Source organism: Flavobacterium sp. (assembly GCF_043756175.1).
GTDB lineage: Bacteria > Bacteroidota > Bacteroidia > Flavobacteriales > Flavobacteriaceae > Flavobacterium.
In genome coordinates, this window is sequence record NZ_JAYURN010000061.1 from 1 (window position 1) to 15,777 (window position 15,777).

The 15,777-nt window shown below is 31.0% G+C and carries 17 protein-coding genes; 2 read left to right on the plus strand and 15 right to left on the minus strand.

What is annotated here, in order from left to right:
- Nucleotides 1-947 (plus strand): o-succinylbenzoate synthase (locus tag ACH2BP_RS03860; RefSeq protein WP_395057187.1); only part of this gene is annotated, 947 nt, incomplete at its 5' end.
- A gap of 20 nt (nucleotides 948-967) precedes the next feature.
- Here the strand turns inward: ACH2BP_RS03860 and ACH2BP_RS03865 are convergent.
- Nucleotides 968-1,438 carry a nuclear transport factor 2 family protein gene (locus ACH2BP_RS03865; RefSeq protein ID WP_395057189.1) on the minus strand — a complete coding sequence of 157 codons (471 nt, stop codon included), beginning with the start codon at nucleotides 1,436-1,438 and terminating at the stop codon, nucleotides 968-970.
- Between the two features lie 7 nt (nucleotides 1,439-1,445).
- On the minus strand, nucleotides 1,446-1,718 hold the full coding sequence (locus ACH2BP_RS03870; RefSeq protein ID WP_395057191.1) for a hypothetical protein: 273 nt from the start codon (nucleotides 1,716-1,718) through the stop codon (nucleotides 1,446-1,448).
- 238 nt (nucleotides 1,719-1,956) lie between these two features.
- On the opposite strand from ACH2BP_RS03870, the gene ACH2BP_RS03875 reads away from it, so the two are divergent.
- A complete protein-coding gene (locus ACH2BP_RS03875) occupies nucleotides 1,957-5,028 on the plus strand; it encodes a M4 family metallopeptidase (protein WP_395057193.1) in 3,072 nt (1,023 codons plus the stop codon).
- Nucleotides 5,029-5,406: 378 nt separating this feature from the next.
- Here ACH2BP_RS03875 and ACH2BP_RS03880 read toward each other — a convergent pair whose 3' ends face one another.
- The 13 genes from ACH2BP_RS03880 to ACH2BP_RS03940 form a co-directional block, all read right to left on the minus strand.
- Complete coding sequence (locus tag ACH2BP_RS03880) at nucleotides 5,407-5,910, minus strand: hypothetical protein (RefSeq protein WP_395057195.1); 504 nt, start codon at nucleotides 5,908-5,910, stop codon at nucleotides 5,407-5,409.
- Between the two features lie 2 nt (nucleotides 5,911-5,912).
- On the minus strand, nucleotides 5,913-6,527 hold the full coding sequence (locus ACH2BP_RS03885) for a fibronectin type III domain-containing protein (protein WP_395057197.1): 615 nt from the start codon (nucleotides 6,525-6,527) through the stop codon (nucleotides 5,913-5,915).
- A 66-nt stretch (nucleotides 6,528-6,593) separates the two neighbouring features.
- Nucleotides 6,594-6,872 carry a hypothetical protein gene (locus ACH2BP_RS03890; protein ID WP_395057199.1) on the minus strand — a complete coding sequence of 93 codons (279 nt, stop codon included), beginning with the start codon at nucleotides 6,870-6,872 and terminating at the stop codon, nucleotides 6,594-6,596.
- A gap of 49 nt (nucleotides 6,873-6,921) precedes the next feature.
- A complete protein-coding gene (locus ACH2BP_RS03895; protein WP_395057201.1) occupies nucleotides 6,922-7,434 on the minus strand; it encodes a hypothetical protein in 513 nt (170 codons plus the stop codon).
- A gap of 25 nt (nucleotides 7,435-7,459) precedes the next feature.
- Nucleotides 7,460-8,647: a hypothetical protein gene (locus ACH2BP_RS03900; RefSeq protein ID WP_395057203.1), complete on the minus strand. Its 1,188-nt coding sequence runs from the start codon at nucleotides 8,645-8,647 to the stop codon at nucleotides 7,460-7,462.
- A complete protein-coding gene (locus ACH2BP_RS03905) occupies nucleotides 8,647-10,563 on the minus strand; it encodes a type II secretion system protein GspD (protein WP_395057205.1) in 1,917 nt (638 codons plus the stop codon). The genes ACH2BP_RS03900 and ACH2BP_RS03905 overlap by 1 nt, the downstream gene beginning before the upstream one ends.
- 3 nt (nucleotides 10,564-10,566) lie before the next feature.
- A complete protein-coding gene (locus ACH2BP_RS03910) occupies nucleotides 10,567-11,973 on the minus strand; it encodes a GspE/PulE family protein (RefSeq protein WP_395057207.1) in 1,407 nt (468 codons plus the stop codon).
- The gene (locus ACH2BP_RS03915; protein ID WP_395057209.1) at nucleotides 11,973-12,455 is read right to left on the minus strand and encodes a hypothetical protein; all 483 of its coding nucleotides are present in this window, start codon (nucleotides 12,453-12,455) and stop codon (nucleotides 11,973-11,975) included. Before ACH2BP_RS03915 ends, ACH2BP_RS03910 begins: the two co-directional genes overlap by 1 nt.
- A gap of 1 nt (nucleotide 12,456) precedes the next feature.
- The gene (locus ACH2BP_RS03920; protein ID WP_395057211.1) at nucleotides 12,457-12,879 is read right to left on the minus strand and encodes a type IV pilin protein; all 423 of its coding nucleotides are present in this window, start codon (nucleotides 12,877-12,879) and stop codon (nucleotides 12,457-12,459) included.
- Nucleotides 12,880-12,941: 62 nt separating this feature from the next.
- Nucleotides 12,942-14,063 carry a type II secretion system F family protein gene (locus tag ACH2BP_RS03925; protein ID WP_395057213.1) on the minus strand — a complete coding sequence of 374 codons (1,122 nt, stop codon included), beginning with the start codon at nucleotides 14,061-14,063 and terminating at the stop codon, nucleotides 12,942-12,944.
- On the minus strand, nucleotides 14,063-14,548 hold the full coding sequence (locus tag ACH2BP_RS03930) for a type II secretion system protein J (protein ID WP_395057215.1): 486 nt from the start codon (nucleotides 14,546-14,548) through the stop codon (nucleotides 14,063-14,065). Before ACH2BP_RS03930 ends, ACH2BP_RS03925 begins: the two co-directional genes overlap by 1 nt.
- Complete coding sequence (locus ACH2BP_RS03935) at nucleotides 14,541-14,891, minus strand: hypothetical protein (protein ID WP_395057217.1); 351 nt, start codon at nucleotides 14,889-14,891, stop codon at nucleotides 14,541-14,543. The genes ACH2BP_RS03930 and ACH2BP_RS03935 overlap by 8 nt, the downstream gene beginning before the upstream one ends.
- A partial coding sequence (locus ACH2BP_RS03940) for a hypothetical protein (protein ID WP_395057219.1) occupies nucleotides 14,866-15,777 on the minus strand: 912 nt, incomplete at its 5' end. The genes ACH2BP_RS03940 and ACH2BP_RS03935, both read right to left, overlap by 26 nt.

Consider the following 15,777-nt stretch of genomic DNA (forward strand, 5'->3'; position numbering starts at 1 on the left):
AGGATGGAAAAAAAGGCATAGGCGAGTGTGGCATTTTGAGAGGGTTAAGCGCTGATGACCGACCGGATTATGAAGTCAAATTACAATGGGTTTGTAATAATATTCATTTGGGTGAAAACCAACTTTGGGAAGCTTTAATTGAATTCCCTTCGATTCAGTTTGGAGTCGAAATGGCGTTTCAATCACTGGCTTCAGAAACTCCTTTTTTGTTGTTTCCTTCTGTATTTACTTTAGGCGAAAAAAGCATTACGATTAATGGTTTAATTTGGATGGGTGAGGCGCAAGAAATGAAGCGACAAATTGAAGAAAAAATAACACAAGGATTTAAGTGTATAAAACTTAAAATTGGAGCAATAGATTTTGATAAAGAATTAGAATTATTACACTTTATTCGTCAAAATTTTACTCCACAACAAATAGAAATCCGGGTAGATGCTAATGGTGCTTTTAGCGAATTTGATGCTTTAAATAAATTAAATAAAATATCTGGTTATCAATTGCATAGTATCGAACAGCCAATACAAAAAAACCATACTGACAGTATGTCAGAATTGTGTAAAAATAGTAAAATTGACATTGCGCTCGACGAAGAACTAATTGGCGTGTTTTCTTACCAAGAAAAAGAAGATCTGTTGCTTAAAATTAAGCCAAAATACATTATTTTGAAGCCTAGTTTTATAGGTGGATTTCGAGGAACAAATGAGTGGATTTCGTTAGCCGAAAAGCACAATATTGGTTGGTGGATTACTTCAGCTTTAGAGTCGAATATAGGATTAAATGCCATTGCTCAATTTACCTTTTTGAAGCAAAATTTGATGCCTCAAGGTTTGGGTACTGGAGGTCTTTTTACGAATAATTTTGATTGTCCGTTGGAAGTAAAAAACGGTCAATTGTTTTACAATCCAAACTTAAAATGGGCTATTGAAATTGATGATTTTTTGAAATGAAAACAAATTTTTAATGAAATTTAAGTATGTTTTTGCATGTAATTTTGGAGTAATTTCTTGGATTTTTGTCGTACTTTATTTCGCATAAAATTTGACCATCCTAACAAATAACCTTTTAGTCCAAGTGCTTGTTTTGTCCATTTGTAGAAGTCAAAATGATCAGTATGTTTGACAATTAATCCGTCTTCAAATTCAAATTTTGCATCAATAATATTCACAACTTTTCGGTTGGTTTGACTAAAAATATAAGTAGCAATCCAATTTGCTGAACCAGATTTTTCAAAAGTAACGACATCAGAAAATTCAATTTTTAAGTTTCCTTTGCTTCTTTCTAAAAGCATTTTCCACATCGAGGTTTCTTCTTTTTGATTTAATTTTCCGAAAGCTGGATCTTCAAAAATAATTTCTTTATAATAACAATTTGCCATTTCTTCTGCATTAAAATTGGCAAAAGCGGTATAGAATTTTTGTATTAAAAAAGAGTTTTCCATAAGAATATTATTTTTTTAAGTTTTTAATTAATCCCAAAAAACTAACAAATGCCCAAGTGCCTTCGAGTATGACAAACGGTTTATAATTGATGAGTATTGATGCATAACAAGCAATAGTCGCTCCTATAATATTTAAGATAAAGAATAAAATACCTTCTTTGGGAATCATTCCAAATATATTGAGGAAATAGGCAACTAAAACAATTGAAACTCCTATTGTACCAATGATGTCATTATAATTCATTTTTTCTTCAAAGATAAAAAATTGAATGGTTTTCAAAACTGTTTAAAATTATGTTTATAATAGCTATAGATATTTTTTTATTGAATAAAACTACGGAAACTTATATTTAATAAATTATCTAGAATTAATATTTTCATAATGCTTTTAGAGCATAAAGCGTTTGTTTAGATATAATTAACTATTGTTTAGTGTTAAGAAAAAATTAAGAAAAAATTATCTTATTTTGCTTTTTTTTCATACTATTGCATCAAACTACTTAAAAAAAAACCTAATAATGAAAAACAATTACATACTGTCATTGTCATTAATGACGTTGTTTGCATCAGGTGTTTTTGCCCAAGATGGCAAAAAATACAACTCTGATAATGCCTACCAAAAAACTATTAAATTAGAAAATAATTTAACTAAAGAAAATGCAATTGTAGAATTTGGTAAGAAATATGATTTAGATAAAAACAATGTTTTTGAAGCAAAATCTGAGACATCTGATGCATCTGGTTTAACACACCAACGTCATCAACAATTCTACAAAGGATTAAAAGTTGAATTCGGAACGGTTATTACACATTCTCGTGAAGGTCGTGTGGAAACTGTAAATGGAGAATTGTATGATGCAAAAAACCTAAACATAAAACCAACTTTATCTGCAACTGAAGGATTTAATAAAGCAACAAACTTTATTGGAGCACAAAAATATTTGTGGGAAGACACAGTAGGTGCTAATTCAATGGATTACGCGAAACCAACAGGTGAACTAGTTATTTTCCCTATGGTTAATTCTGGAAAAATTTGTTTGGCTTACAAATATGATCTTTATGCTACAGCACCTTTATCTAGAGATGAAGTATTTGTAGATGCACATACAGGCGAAATATTATATAGAAACCCAATTATTAAACACGCTCAAAGTACAATATCTAGCCCTAGTATGAATGCTAGAGCAGAGGAAGCTAAAGCAAAAATTGGTGAAGCTATTTTATTAGGGACAACTGATAAACTAGACCAAAAGACCATTAGTACAGCTCTAATTGCTAGTACGGCCGCAACCCGTTATAGTGGAACAAAAACAATCGAGTCAAATTTATCTGGAGCAAATTATATTTTATATGAAGCTAACCGTACTACGAATGGAATAACAGGTAATGGTGTTCGCACTTATAATTCTGGAAAAACACCAACTTATCCAACTACTGATTTTATAAACGCAACGACAAGTTGGACAACAGGAAATTATGCAGCTGCAAGTGCAACAAAAGACAATGCAGCATTAGATGCACACTGGGGAGCTGAAAAAGTTTTTGATTGGTGGGCAACAGTTTACAATAGAAATAGTTATGATGATGCAGGTGCACAAATAAAATCTTGGGTACATTATGATGATGTTGCAGGTGGTTTAGGTTATGACAATGCATTTTGGAATGGAACTGGGATGACTTATGGAGATGGAAATACATTTAATGTTTTAACAGCATTAGATGTTTGTGGTCATGAAATAGGTCATGCTGTATGTACATACACTGCTGGACTTGCTTATCAAAACCATTCTGGAGCTATGAATGAAGGATTGTCTGATATATGGGGATCTTGTATCGAATGGTGGGCAAGAAATGGTAATTTTAATATGCCAGCTGATGGAGCTAATCCAGGTACACAAGCGAGCTGGAAAATAGGTGAAGATATAACTACAGGCGGCTTACGATCTATGAGTTGGCCAAGAAGTAAAGGTAACCCAGATACTTACAAAGGGATAAGTTGGACAGGAACATCTGATGATGGTGTAGCTTGTACACCTGTAGGTCCAGGGCAGGCTGGGGCAAATGATTACTGCGGTGTACACAATAATAGTGGCGTTTTAAACCACTGGTTTTATTTACTTACCATTGGTAAAACAAGTTGGACAAATAATGCTGTTCCAACAAGAATAACAACTACAACAGGTATTGGGATGCAAAAATCTTCTCAAATTACTTATTTAGCAGAAAGAGATTACTTAACAGCTAACTCAACTTATACAGATATGCGAAATGCAACTATTGCGGTAGCGAACTCGCTTTATTGTGCTAGTAGTCCAGAAGTTCAGGCGGTTACAAAATCATGGTATGCAGTAAATATAGGTGCTGATTATGTAGGTTATACAAATGATGTTTCTCTTAAATCTCTTACAGGAACTTCTAGTATTGCTTGCGGTGCTCCTTATTCAGCATCACTTGTTTTTGAAAATGCAGGTTCTGCTAACATTACTTCAGTAACAGTATCATATACTATAGATGGTGGTGCTGCTGTAAACAATACTTGGACTGGTACTTTAACAAATTGCTCTACACAAGTATATCCATTAACGATAACTGGTTTAACTCGTGGAACACATATTTTGAGTGTAACAACAACTATTATTAGCGACGGAAATGCAACAAACAATACTAAAACTTCAATACTTACTGTAAATAATAACGGTTCAGTAAATACGGTTAATGCATTTTCTAATACAAGTGATGCTTTAGTGTCTATAGATTCAAACGGAAAAGCAAATACTGTTTGGCAAAGAGGAACTGTTAATAAAACGCCTCTTACATCTGTTGCTACAGGAAATTCAGCGGGATATGTAACTAAATTAGTTGGTAATTATCCAGACAAAACTACTTCATATTTGGTTTCTCAATGTTATGACTTAACTAATATGTCTAATCCGAGTGTGAATTTTGATATGGCTTTTGATTTAGAATCCAACTGGGATATAATTTACTTTGAATATTCAACAAATTCGGGTGCAAATTGGAATGTTTTAGGAACTTCAGCTGATGCAAACTGGTATAATAGTTCAAGATTGCCTGATGCAGCAAATACTGCAGAATCTTGTTTTAACTGTATAGGTAAACAATGGACTGGTCTTTATGCTACAGCTCCAATAGGGGGTACGGGTGTAAATGGTAATAAACGTAATTATTCTCATACTTTGACTCCATTTGGTTTTGGTGGCGCCACACCGGCATCTAATATTATGTTTAGATTTAATTTTGTTTCTGATGATAACTCAAATAATACAGGAGTTTTTATTGATAACTTCATAGTTCAAGGAGTATTATCAACTACTGAAAATCAATTTGAAAGTTTCGGAGTGTATCCTAATCCATCAAATGGTGTATTCAATTTAGTTTTATCAACTTCAGAAAAAGTTAATATCACTTTACATGATTTAAGAGGTCGTTCTATATACAACGAAACATTTTCAAGTAATGGTTCAGTATTTAATAAAGAACTTAATTTTAGTACACTTTCTTCGGGTATTTATATGCTAAATGTAGATAGTGCAGGCAAAAAAGCTTCTAAGAAAATTATTATCAACTAAAGTTATATGATTTTATAAATAAAGAAAACTGTGTTAGTAATAACACAGTTTTTTTGTGGTATAGATGTTTGTAAAACAAAATCCGAAACTCTTATTTTACTAAGAATTTCGGATTTATTTTGTGGAGTCGCCGAGATTCGAACAAATACTATTGTTACTTGTGTTTATTGGGGTTTAGGTTGATTAAAATTGAAAACTTAAATTGTTTCTAAATCTTAATTAATGCAATTAGTAAAATAAGGCAAACAACTATTTGAGTTTAGGAATACTTGGACTAAACGAGGATTTTGTGCAGCTGAATGAGACATAATGGGTTTATTGCTGCCAGAAGAATGACTTGCTTGTTATTAGATTTATTTTCGATAAGTAATATTGTTTTTAATTGCCAACTCTAATGACTCTTTTTTCTTTATTAAATACAACTTCTATAGAATCATTGAAAACTTTTTTAATAATTAGACCATCAACGGTTGCATTTTTTCTTAATTTATGAAGCTCATTGTCAATTTTTACTAGGATTAGTTCTTCTGTTTTGTCTTTAGATTTTATGTATCCGTAGTAAGAAACCGATGGCCAATTTATAATTGGTTTGGGCTGGGCGATTGGTTTAATTTGAACTTTAGGTTGTGAGTAGATTTTCTTTACCACTGGGTTCTGACTTGGAGTAATACTCCTTTTATTCAAAAAAGGATCTCTTTGAATTGTTTCTAAATGAAATGTGTCTTTTTTAATCTGGCTAAAATTGAATGTAGCATTTGATTGAATATCACTTAAAGCAACTTCATTAGAAAAAAAATATTGACTCATAGATTTGTAACCCACGGTTCCCCATAGACCCAAAACCAAAATTATTAACACAATATTTATTCTTTTTTTAGACATCTTTAATTTATTGTAAACTTAAACGCAGTACTATACACACTATTGTTTCCAGCTGCATCAGTCGCTTTTACTCTCCAATAATAATCTCCCGCAGCTGTAAATATTTGCTGAACCGTTGTCGTTGTACTGTTAGAAGTTTGTATGATAGTTCCAAAAGTATTTGTATTTGAAAATTCGATTGAATATGAAATTTGCGATTGAATAGTTCCTGTATCTGCAGGTGCTGTCCAACTGAATGTTATCGCCTGATTCGCAATTTGGGTTGCGTTGTTAAGTGGTAAGCTATTTTGTGATTGGTTAGGGTTCGTTCTGTCTATAAAGAAATTTCTTGAAGAAAATACTGTTTGACTCGTTGTATTAACCCCTTTTATTTTCCATTGGTATTCCGCTTCTTGAACTAAGCTCGTGCTATTTAATGTAACTGAAGTATTGGTAATATTTGATTGTTGGTACACTATGGTTTGTCCTGCTGTTACATTAATCAATTCTAATTCATAATAATCCGCAGGATTTAAATCTTGCCAAGCGCAAGTAAGGCTTGTGCTATTTGTATATAGACCGTTTACAGGGCTTGTAAGTACCACTTGCTGAGTTGTTAAATCGGTAGATTGAACCACAGAAAAACTAACTGGAAAAGAATACGTAGACTGATACCCGAAATTCTCTCCTCTTACTCTCCATTTTTACGCACCAGCTAATAAAGGATGCGTTAAATTCGTTTTATTTTCTACTATTGAATCTAACACAACGGCTTGATTTGCATTGTAAACTTGCACACGATATTTATCTGCTCCTTTCAAGGTGTTCCATTGAAAATTAACGACATTACTTGATACTACTTCACCTTCAATAGGTGAAATAATTTGAATAATATCATTTGTAATATCCTCCTCTAAAACATCTTCGCATGAAAATGCAGTTATTGCAAAAGCTAACAGGATTATTTTATTTATGTTTTTCATATTTATATTTTTTATTATTTATGGCATATGGGAAAGTCAAGAGCGAAATTTATTCTGATTGTTGATTCGTTTTCTTGGCTATTTCATAATTTTGAAATATCATTTTTAAGTGTAAAACTTCTGATTTATTGTTGTTTTTAGTGGTATAAAAATTTATACTTATAATTCTAGAAAGGTCAAATCTTTTTTCAAAATCATACCCCAATTGCAAAAGCTGATTGGCTCCTCCGGTTACATCTAATTGATTTGTAATGGCTGTATAATTTTCGTCAGAAAAAACATGAATCGGTTGCACCTCATGAATTGAAACTCCAGCATGATTTTCTGATGCAAAGCTCACAATTCCTTGCTGAATCATCTCCTTTGTCGTTCCTTCTTTACCCATTATTTGATCTAAATAAGCAACATCTCTCATAAGACCATTGGTATTACTTGCTTTTTTATTTAGCTCATCAATTTTTGAAGACAATATTTTATGTTCACCAATTACTTGAAACAATGTACTAAATGATCTTTTGTATGCCGTCACAGAAAGCATTACAAAAAACAAGACGAAAGCCATGCATTTTTTCTTATAGGAATATTGCTCAAACATCTTTTATCGTAATTTTTACTTCAAATTGAGACTTATTTTTTTTATCTTTCTTCAAACTAATGATTTCAAAATTGTTTATCCAATTCATTTTTTTCAATCCGTCCATCCAATTATTTATTGAAGATTCGTTGAAGGTTTCTCCCTTTACCAAAATAGTTTTAGCATCAAAAGTTATTTTTTTGTTTGCCTTAATTTCTTTACCTGCGGGAATTATATTTACTTCGTTTAATGACAAATCACTAGGTGTATTTTTTATTAATTCATATCCGTAGTAAGTCAAAAATTTTGATGATAAGAAACCTGACTCTTTTAGAATATTGAGTTTGTTTTCCTTTTGTTTTTCTAAATCTACTATTTTTTGATAAGATTGATTTGAATACACATTTTTAAGATTCAATTCAGCATTTTTTGACCCGTAGTACTGAATCATAAAGTAACTGATTAACAATGACCCTAAAAAGCCAACAAGCATGGCAATTCCAAAAGTGTTAAATGCTTTTTTATAAATAATCTCTTCTACATTTAAAGCTTCATTTTTTGTTTTTGAAACTTCTTTTTGTTGGATAAAAAAGTGAATTAAAGCCCCGTAAAGAGGTAAAATATTACTTGAAATGGTATCTAAACCAATATTATATTTTTCTTTTTTTATTTGTTCTTCCGATTTCGTAAAACGAACTAATTTTTCGTTTTCAAAACTTAAAATTAAATCTCCGGAAACTAATGTGTCTTTATTTATTGCATGGTGTAACAAAGCGGATAAAAAGGAACCTATATAAATATCCATTACTTGAAAAGTAGCTTTTTTAAATTTTGCTACAATTTCATCAATACTATTTTTTCTACAAAAACTGATAAAATTACTATTCCCACTTTTAAAACTAGTATGGTAAATAGTCCTGAAATCGATGTTTTTATGCCAATTGATATCTGCTTCTTTGTTAAAGTCAATTTCTTTATTTAAAACGCCTTTACCTTCAATAACTAGAAGTACAGGCAATTTTAAATCTATCTTCGTAGCTAAATCGTCAAAAGTATCAAAAGCTCTTTTGGATACAATATCTATTTTATTACCATTCTTCTTAATAGTAAGTACATGGAAACTCTCGCCATCTTCTTTTTTGATGACGCCAACCACATTTAGATTGTTGATTTTTATTATTTTAGATAAATAAGTTATCATTAATATACAACAGTTGGTTTAATAAAAAGATGCAATTTTTTATTGCTTTTGCCTTTTTTTCTACTACTAAAAAACCATTTTATAATTGGTATTCTAGACAAAAGAGGTGTTCCAGTTCCAGAATCATCTTTTCTTAATTCATCTAATCCTCCTAACAAGATCATCTCACCGTTTTTTACTCTGACTAGGGATTCAAATTTTTGTGTGTCTTTTCCAAGTGGTGCATTTTCAGCAGCTCCAGGCAAGAAAGAACTTTTTTCCACAGAAATAGTCAAGGTAACATTTTCATCTGTAGATACAAAAGGCTTAATACTAACACTTAGATTAGCTTCGTTTGGTTTCCAAACACCTGAATTTAATATGTCGTTATTTGAATTATTGTTGTTTATCAATCTATTTGTTTGTTCAAAATAATAGGTTGTTTGTCCAATAGATAATTTAGCTTCATGACCACTTATTGTTGCGATTTTAGGAGTAGATTCCACTTTAACAATCGAATTTGTTTCTAGTATTTTTAAGTTCGCATAAAATGCTTCGGTTACTTTCCCCAATTTAAAAATTCCGAAACCATTAAAAGCATTAATTAAGCTATTTACTGATGAGGAGCTTAAATTTACTTCTGAAGTAGGAAATAAAACGCCACTAGTTTGTTGTTTGTTCAACTTATCCAAACCAGCTTTCATTCCGGTTTGTACCCCATGTTCCTTATTATATTGTACAATAATTACCTCAATTTGAACCATTGGAACCACTTTGTCTATTTGTTTGATATAAATTTTTAGTTCTTCCAATGCTGTTCTAGAACCTGAAACAATTAACCCATTTAGCTCAATAAATTCTTTAATTTCTAATTTTTCGGTAAAAATCTTTGGTAAAGAAGAAAGAACAGATTCTATAGAGCGATTTTCTAACTGAATAATTTCTGTTGCTCTCAGACTCTCAGTGGCTTGCTCTCCAATTAAATATAGATTATCTTGTTTCAGGTACGTGTATTTTTTCCCTTTGAAAATGTTGTCTAACAATTCGTCAAAGGTTATGCTATCTGCAGAAAGTGTCGTTTTTTCATTTTCTGGTTTGTTGTACATGAAATAATTTATGTGCAATTTTTCGGCAGCTTCTGTCAATAAATCCGAAGCATCAGCAATATTCGCTTTTACAGATAGAAATCCAGTTTTATTGAGGTCAACTTCATAATACCCTGGTTCGTCGTTTCTTACTTTAGCCTTTTTACCTTTTGTTGTACTACTATTTGAAACTATATTTGAATTATTTATTTCTTTATTTTTCTCGATATAATAAAAACCGTTTTCATCTTTGGTCGCAATCAAATCATTTGATTTAGATAGCATTTCGATAACTTGATCGAAAGGGCGATTTAAAATATAAGAAGATACTTTTAACGTTTTTACATCAGGAGCTAATACTAAATTTTTGCCTGATTTGTCAATAATAGCTTTAGTTACGGATGGTAACGAATCGTTATCTAATTTAACAGATAAAAAATCATTTTGCGGATTGTAATCGACATCAATGATCTTTGCTAATTTTTTTTCTACAATTTTAACTATTACTCTTTTTTTGAAAGTGATAATATTATTCATAAAAGTCACTTCTAAATCATATTTTTGAACCAAATGAATGAAAACATCTTTTACTGTAACATCAAAGAAATTATTGACTACTGATTGATTTAAATCGGTATCAACATCAATATTTAACTGGTGTTCTTCTGCAATAGAAGCAATAAAATCGTGTAGTGATAATCCCGAAACATCAATTTTCAGCACTTCATTAATACCTTTCTTTTGTATTGCTAGTTCATCCAGTTTTCTTCCTAATTCATTAACATCTTGCTGGGCAAAAGCAAAACTTGTGAATAGAATACTTAAAAGTAAGTAGGTGATTTTTTTAAACATTATTTATATATTAATTAAAATAGAATATATTTCTTCTAGTGACGTTTCGCCTTCGGCTAAAATATCAAAAGCTTTATCCGACAGTGATTTATAATTTTCATCATTACTAAACAATTTAGTAATGGTATTGTGTTTTATGGCTTCGGCAATGGTATTGTCTATCGTCAAAACTTCATATATTGCTCTTCTTCCTTTGTAACCTGTATGATAACATTTGTTACAACCGACATGCTTGTAATATTTTGTAATATCATACGGAAATTGAAAATTTATCGGAAAATCTTCTTTGTGAGCTTCAGCTTCCTTTTTGCAATTGTCGCACAGTTTTCGAACCAATCGTTGCGCTACTGAAAGATTTAAGGTTTCGGCTATTAAATACGATGGAACGCCCATGTCAATTAATCTTGAAATGGTTCCTATTGCCGAATTGGTGTGTATTGTTGATAGTACTAAATGTCCTGTTAGCGAAGCTCGAATTGCCATTAAAGCTGTTTCGGAATCACGAATTTCTCCCAGCATAATAACATCTGGATCTTGACGTAAAAATGATTTTAATGCCGAAGCAAAGGTTAAACCAATGTCTTCTTTGAGTTGTACTTGATTAATCCCTTTTAAAGTGTATTCGATAGGATCTTCGACGGTAACTATATTTCTACGACTGTCATTTAATAATCTTAGCGTTGCATACAATGTGGTTGTTTTTCCAGAACCCGTTGGACCACTAATTAAAATGATTCCGTTAGGCTTTTTTACAGCTTCTAGATAATGGTCTAATTCTTCTTTTTGAAAACCCAATGTATTCAAATCGATATCGGAAGCGTCTTGTCCTAACAAACGCATTACGATTTTCTCTCCAAATAATGTGGGTAAAATAGAAACCCTAATATCAAAAGCTTCGGTTGTTATTCTTCCGTCTTGTGGTAATCGCTTTTCAGTAATATTCAATTTGGCTTTTATCTTGATTTTGTTTACCAATTCAAGATAATTTTCTCTCTCTACTTTATAACGTTCGATCAGTTGACCGTCAATGCGGAAACGAATACGGGAAGATTCTTCGTAAATTTCGAAATGGATATCACTGCTTTTTAAAGATTTAGCTTCGTCTAATAAATTTATCAGAAAGTCGCCTTTGTCAATATTTAATGATTTGTTCGAAGTAGTTTGACGCTCTTTCCTATAATATAATGAGAGTCCTTTTTCTATTTCACTTGCATCAACAGCTGAAAACAGAATGTTTTTTCCTAGAAAAAGTTCTAATTCGTCTTTTGCATCTTGGGTATTGTGACTATCGTCTACATACAATTCTAAAGTGTCATTAGAGACTACTTTTGGTAATATTCTGTAATGATTCGCTAAGTCGCTCGAAATACTGTGTTGGTTTTCGGGAAGTACTATAATTTCGTTCGTCATTAGATTATAGTCATTTTTTGAAAATTCAAGAAAGTATCTTTTAGAATTACCATAATTAATAATAATGCTGAAAAACCCGCTAAAGGAACAGTTTCTTGTCTTATAAATTTCTTTAAACCCAATTGCATTCCTACAGCAAAAACCATAGATAGTATAAAAAATAAAATATATTTTTGAAGTAAAAATAAAGGTGTAATAGCTATATAAAACAACAAATCACCCAAACCAAAATAGTTTTGAAAAGGGTTTAGAAATTTTTTGTTTTTTATGCTCATATATATTGTCAGTACACTTAACGTGATTAAGAAAAAAATAGTATTGTAACCTATTATTTTAATTGCAATACTATTTTGTTGCTGTATTGAATAAAAAGAAAGGGCAAAAATAGCGATAGGTAAGATAATATGAATGTGTCTGTATTTCCAGTCTTGGAAAAACACAAAGAGCAAACAAAGTAACAAACCTATACTAGCTAAATTCAATTTATTCTTTAGTTACTTCGGTTAACATTTTTTTGCTGTCTATTTCCCAAGTATTAAAACTTCCGTCACTGTCTAAATCGGAAGTGGCAGTTGCTCTGGCAGAAAAAGAATCGCTCGAAGCTTCGATAATTTCTATTTTATAAACCGCTTGACCACCTTCGTCGACAGTTGCTTCTTGTTCGAAACCTATTTCTTCGAAGTTATTGGAATATTTTGAATGACGGTAAAAATAACTTTTCTCTAAACCATATACCTGATTTAGCATGGCTTGTGCTTCAATTGCTTTGGCTTGACCAATAACAGAAGTCTGATTGGGTAATACCATAAGCAATAATATCCCTATGATGCACAACACAATTAGAATCTCAGTTAGAGAATAAGCCTTGACTGATGCTTTTTTAATACTATCTAAATACTTTTTCATCTTGTTTGACATATCTTTTTATTTAAACGCTCGCAAAAATACAAATACTAATGATATGATTACTAATTTTTTATAATTTTACTCAAGTCGAACATTGGCGCATACATAGAAATCATAATTACGCCCACAATTACGCCAATAACTATGATAATCATAGGTTCTAGAATGACACCAATCATTTTTGTTTGATGGCTAATTTCTTCATTGTATTGTTCGGTCAATCGGTCGAACATAATATCTAATTGGTTTACTTGTTCGGCTACTTCGACCATAGAGACCATTTTGTTTTCGAAAACAGAATGTTTTTTTAAACTTTCGTTTAATGAGGATCCTCTTGTTATATCTTCTTTTATGGTTTCGATAGCTATTTCGATAGGATAAAAACCAATCATTTTTTTTGTTAATGATAAGGAATTGATTAATGTTGTTTTTGATGTAATAAGCAATTTCATCGACTGGCAAAAACGAGAAATGTATATTTTTTGTATTAAACTCCCGAAGTACGGAATCTTAAGCATCATTTTTGTTGTAATAGCACGATAGCTTTGTTTTTCTTTTAGCAAAGCATGCATAATGGCTAGTCCTATTATCAGACCAAAAACGATTCCGAATATTGTTCCTGAATGATTTGATATTTTTATAATGATTTGTGTGCTTTTGGGTAATTCGCTTCCAAATTGTTTAAATACCGAACTAAACATGGGCACTACTTTATTCAACATAAAATAAAGCACCAAAATAGTAACTGTCATTACAATTGCTGGATAGGTTAATACCGAAATGATTTGACGTCTCATTTGGATTTTTCTATTGAAATATTTTTGTAATTCGCCCAAGACCTCTTCCAGTTTTCTGGTTTCTTCTCCTATTTGTATGCTATAATATTCGTATGCAGAAAACTGATTGGTTTCTCTCATCGATTCATAAATACTTCGTCCTTCGACTACTTTGTCTTTAATTTCGATGATGATTTGTTTTTCGAACTTATTGCTAGATTGATTGCTCAAAATTTCTAAAGCTTTTTTGAAATCGACACCCGATTTTAGCAACATGCCTAATTCACGATAAAAAATTTCTTTCTTTTTATCCGAAAGCTTTTTAGAAAACTGAAAACTTCCAGTTTCAATTTTGAAATCGGCTTTTGGTGTTTTTTCGGTTTTATAGGTGCTTAAATCTAAACTCATTATTGTTTTGTTTTTTGTAACAATTCGTTAGCATATACTCGTTTGTAGAAATTTAAATCCATCTCTCTTTCGTTAACTTCTACATTTAGTTTTAACTTTAAAAAGACTTTTTTTTGGGTTTCGCTTTTTACCGAATCGATAATCATGTCTTTTAATTTGACTTTAAAAGTATCTATAAATTCTTCACGATTTCGTAAAGTGTAGTCATCCTGAAAATTATATTTTACTACTTCGCCTGAATATCCATTGAAGATTACTTCATTGTCTATAACAGTCATTTTTTCGTTGTCGAAAATATCTTTATTGATGCAATAAGTTAATCGGTTCAAATCGTTAACCAATGCATTTTGATTCTTATAGTCTAACATTCTTTCGGATACAATCGAAAAAATGACAAATACAATTCCCATAATAATTGCCGTTATCGCCATACCGATAATTGCTTCTATTATAGAAAATGCTTTAACTGTATTTTTTTTACTCATTGGTTTGAACATAAAAACTTTTATCGATCTGATATTTTGTGCTGTCCTTATATTGTATGGTTACTTTTTTTAACTGATCACTAATAATTTCTTCCTCAATAAGAAGATTATTGTCCTCGTTTTCTGTTGTTAACGAATCATTTTTGAGTTGTGCTAAAAAAAACATTTCATTTACTTTATTCTGAGTACCATAAAATTTTGCTGCTGTTCTTGGCGTAAAGACCGCAGCAAAAATCATAATAGCAATATACAAACACACCGAAATAATAGTCAGCGCAATCATAGATTCTAAGATAGAATTTGCTTTTAGATGTAAGTTACAATACTTTTTTAAGAATACCATATTCGGTTTTTTTGGTTTCAAATAATGGAATTGCAATAAAATATTTTGGACGTTTGGTAGTGTTTATTTCTATATCAGAAATCATATTATCGTACGTAGACGAAGCTGTTTTGAGATAAAACCGATTGGTATAAACTGAACCATAAACTTTACTTTTTAAGTCTAATCTTCCCGCACAATAAATGTCACCAAAAATTAATCCTTCTTGATCTATTTCAACATTATTTCTATTAATGTTTTCTATAGTATTTCCGAATAAAACTACTGCTCCAGTAATTTTACTTTCCTTCTTTATTTTTATTAAACTTTCTTCCGATGTTGGATTATAAACACAGACTACCGATGGATAGTTTAGGATTACTTTTTGTTCTAACTCGATTCCTTTACTTGCAAATGCTTGGACTGTTCCTGTAAAACCTTCTTCGAAAGTAATTTTGGGGGCAATGAGAATTACATCTTCTAAAACGGTATTTTTCTTCACTCGAATAGAATCTTTAGAACGTAAAACAAAGTTTCCTTTAAAGATGACATTACTTAAAACGGAATTTATATAAACTTCTTTGGTTGTGTTATGAAAAGAATTAAAAAACAAGGAATCTTTTGGTTTTTGAACTTCAGATAATGCTATTTTTTCAGCATTTATTCCCTCGAATATTTTCTTAAAATTTGTATTTATCTCTGGCAAAATTAACTCTGAAACGGTAGTTTTTCCTTGTGTGATTAAGTTGTTGGGTTTGTTGGTAATATAAGACGCTTCGATATAAGTTGTTGGCAACTGATTATCACCTAATAACTTAACAGTTCCAGAATAAGACAAGGATTTAGTAAAATTAGCCAGATGAATTGCCGTTTTGTCTGAAGAATAGCTTCCAACAAAATGTGCTGA

Coding starts and splice junctions, on each gene's coding strand:
- ACH2BP_RS03935 (WP_395057217.1), bottom strand. CDS start 14,891: ATGGTATTCTTAAAAAAGTATTGTAACTTACATCTAAAAGCAAATTCT.
- ACH2BP_RS03910 (WP_395057207.1), bottom strand. CDS start 11,973: ATGACGAACGAAATTATAGTACTTCCCGAAAACCAACACAGTATTTCG.
- ACH2BP_RS03900 (WP_395057203.1), bottom strand. CDS start 8,647: ATGATAACTTATTTATCTAAAATAATAAAAATCAACAATCTAAATGTG.
- ACH2BP_RS03865 (WP_395057189.1), bottom strand. CDS start 1,438: ATGGAAAACTCTTTTTTAATACAAAAATTCTATACCGCTTTTGCCAAT.
- ACH2BP_RS03895 (WP_395057201.1), bottom strand. CDS start 7,434: ATGGCTTTCGTCTTGTTTTTTGTAATGCTTTCTGTGACGGCATACAAA.
- ACH2BP_RS03875 (WP_395057193.1), top strand. CDS start 1,957: ATGAAAAACAATTACATACTGTCATTGTCATTAATGACGTTGTTTGCA.
- ACH2BP_RS03905 (WP_395057205.1), bottom strand. CDS start 10,563: ATGTTTAAAAAAATCACCTACTTACTTTTAAGTATTCTATTCACAAGT.
- ACH2BP_RS03925 (WP_395057213.1), bottom strand. CDS start 14,063: ATGAGTTTAGATTTAAGCACCTATAAAACCGAAAAAACACCAAAAGCC.
- ACH2BP_RS03890 (WP_395057199.1), bottom strand. CDS start 6,872: ATGAAAAACATAAATAAAATAATCCTGTTAGCTTTTGCAATAACTGCA.
- ACH2BP_RS03880 (WP_395057195.1), bottom strand. CDS start 5,910: ATGTCTAAAAAAAGAATAAATATTGTGTTAATAATTTTGGTTTTGGGT.
- ACH2BP_RS03930 (WP_395057215.1), bottom strand. CDS start 14,548: ATGAGTAAAAAAAATACAGTTAAAGCATTTTCTATAATAGAAGCAATT.
- ACH2BP_RS03920 (WP_395057211.1), bottom strand. CDS start 12,879: ATGAAAAAGTATTTAGATAGTATTAAAAAAGCATCAGTCAAGGCTTAT.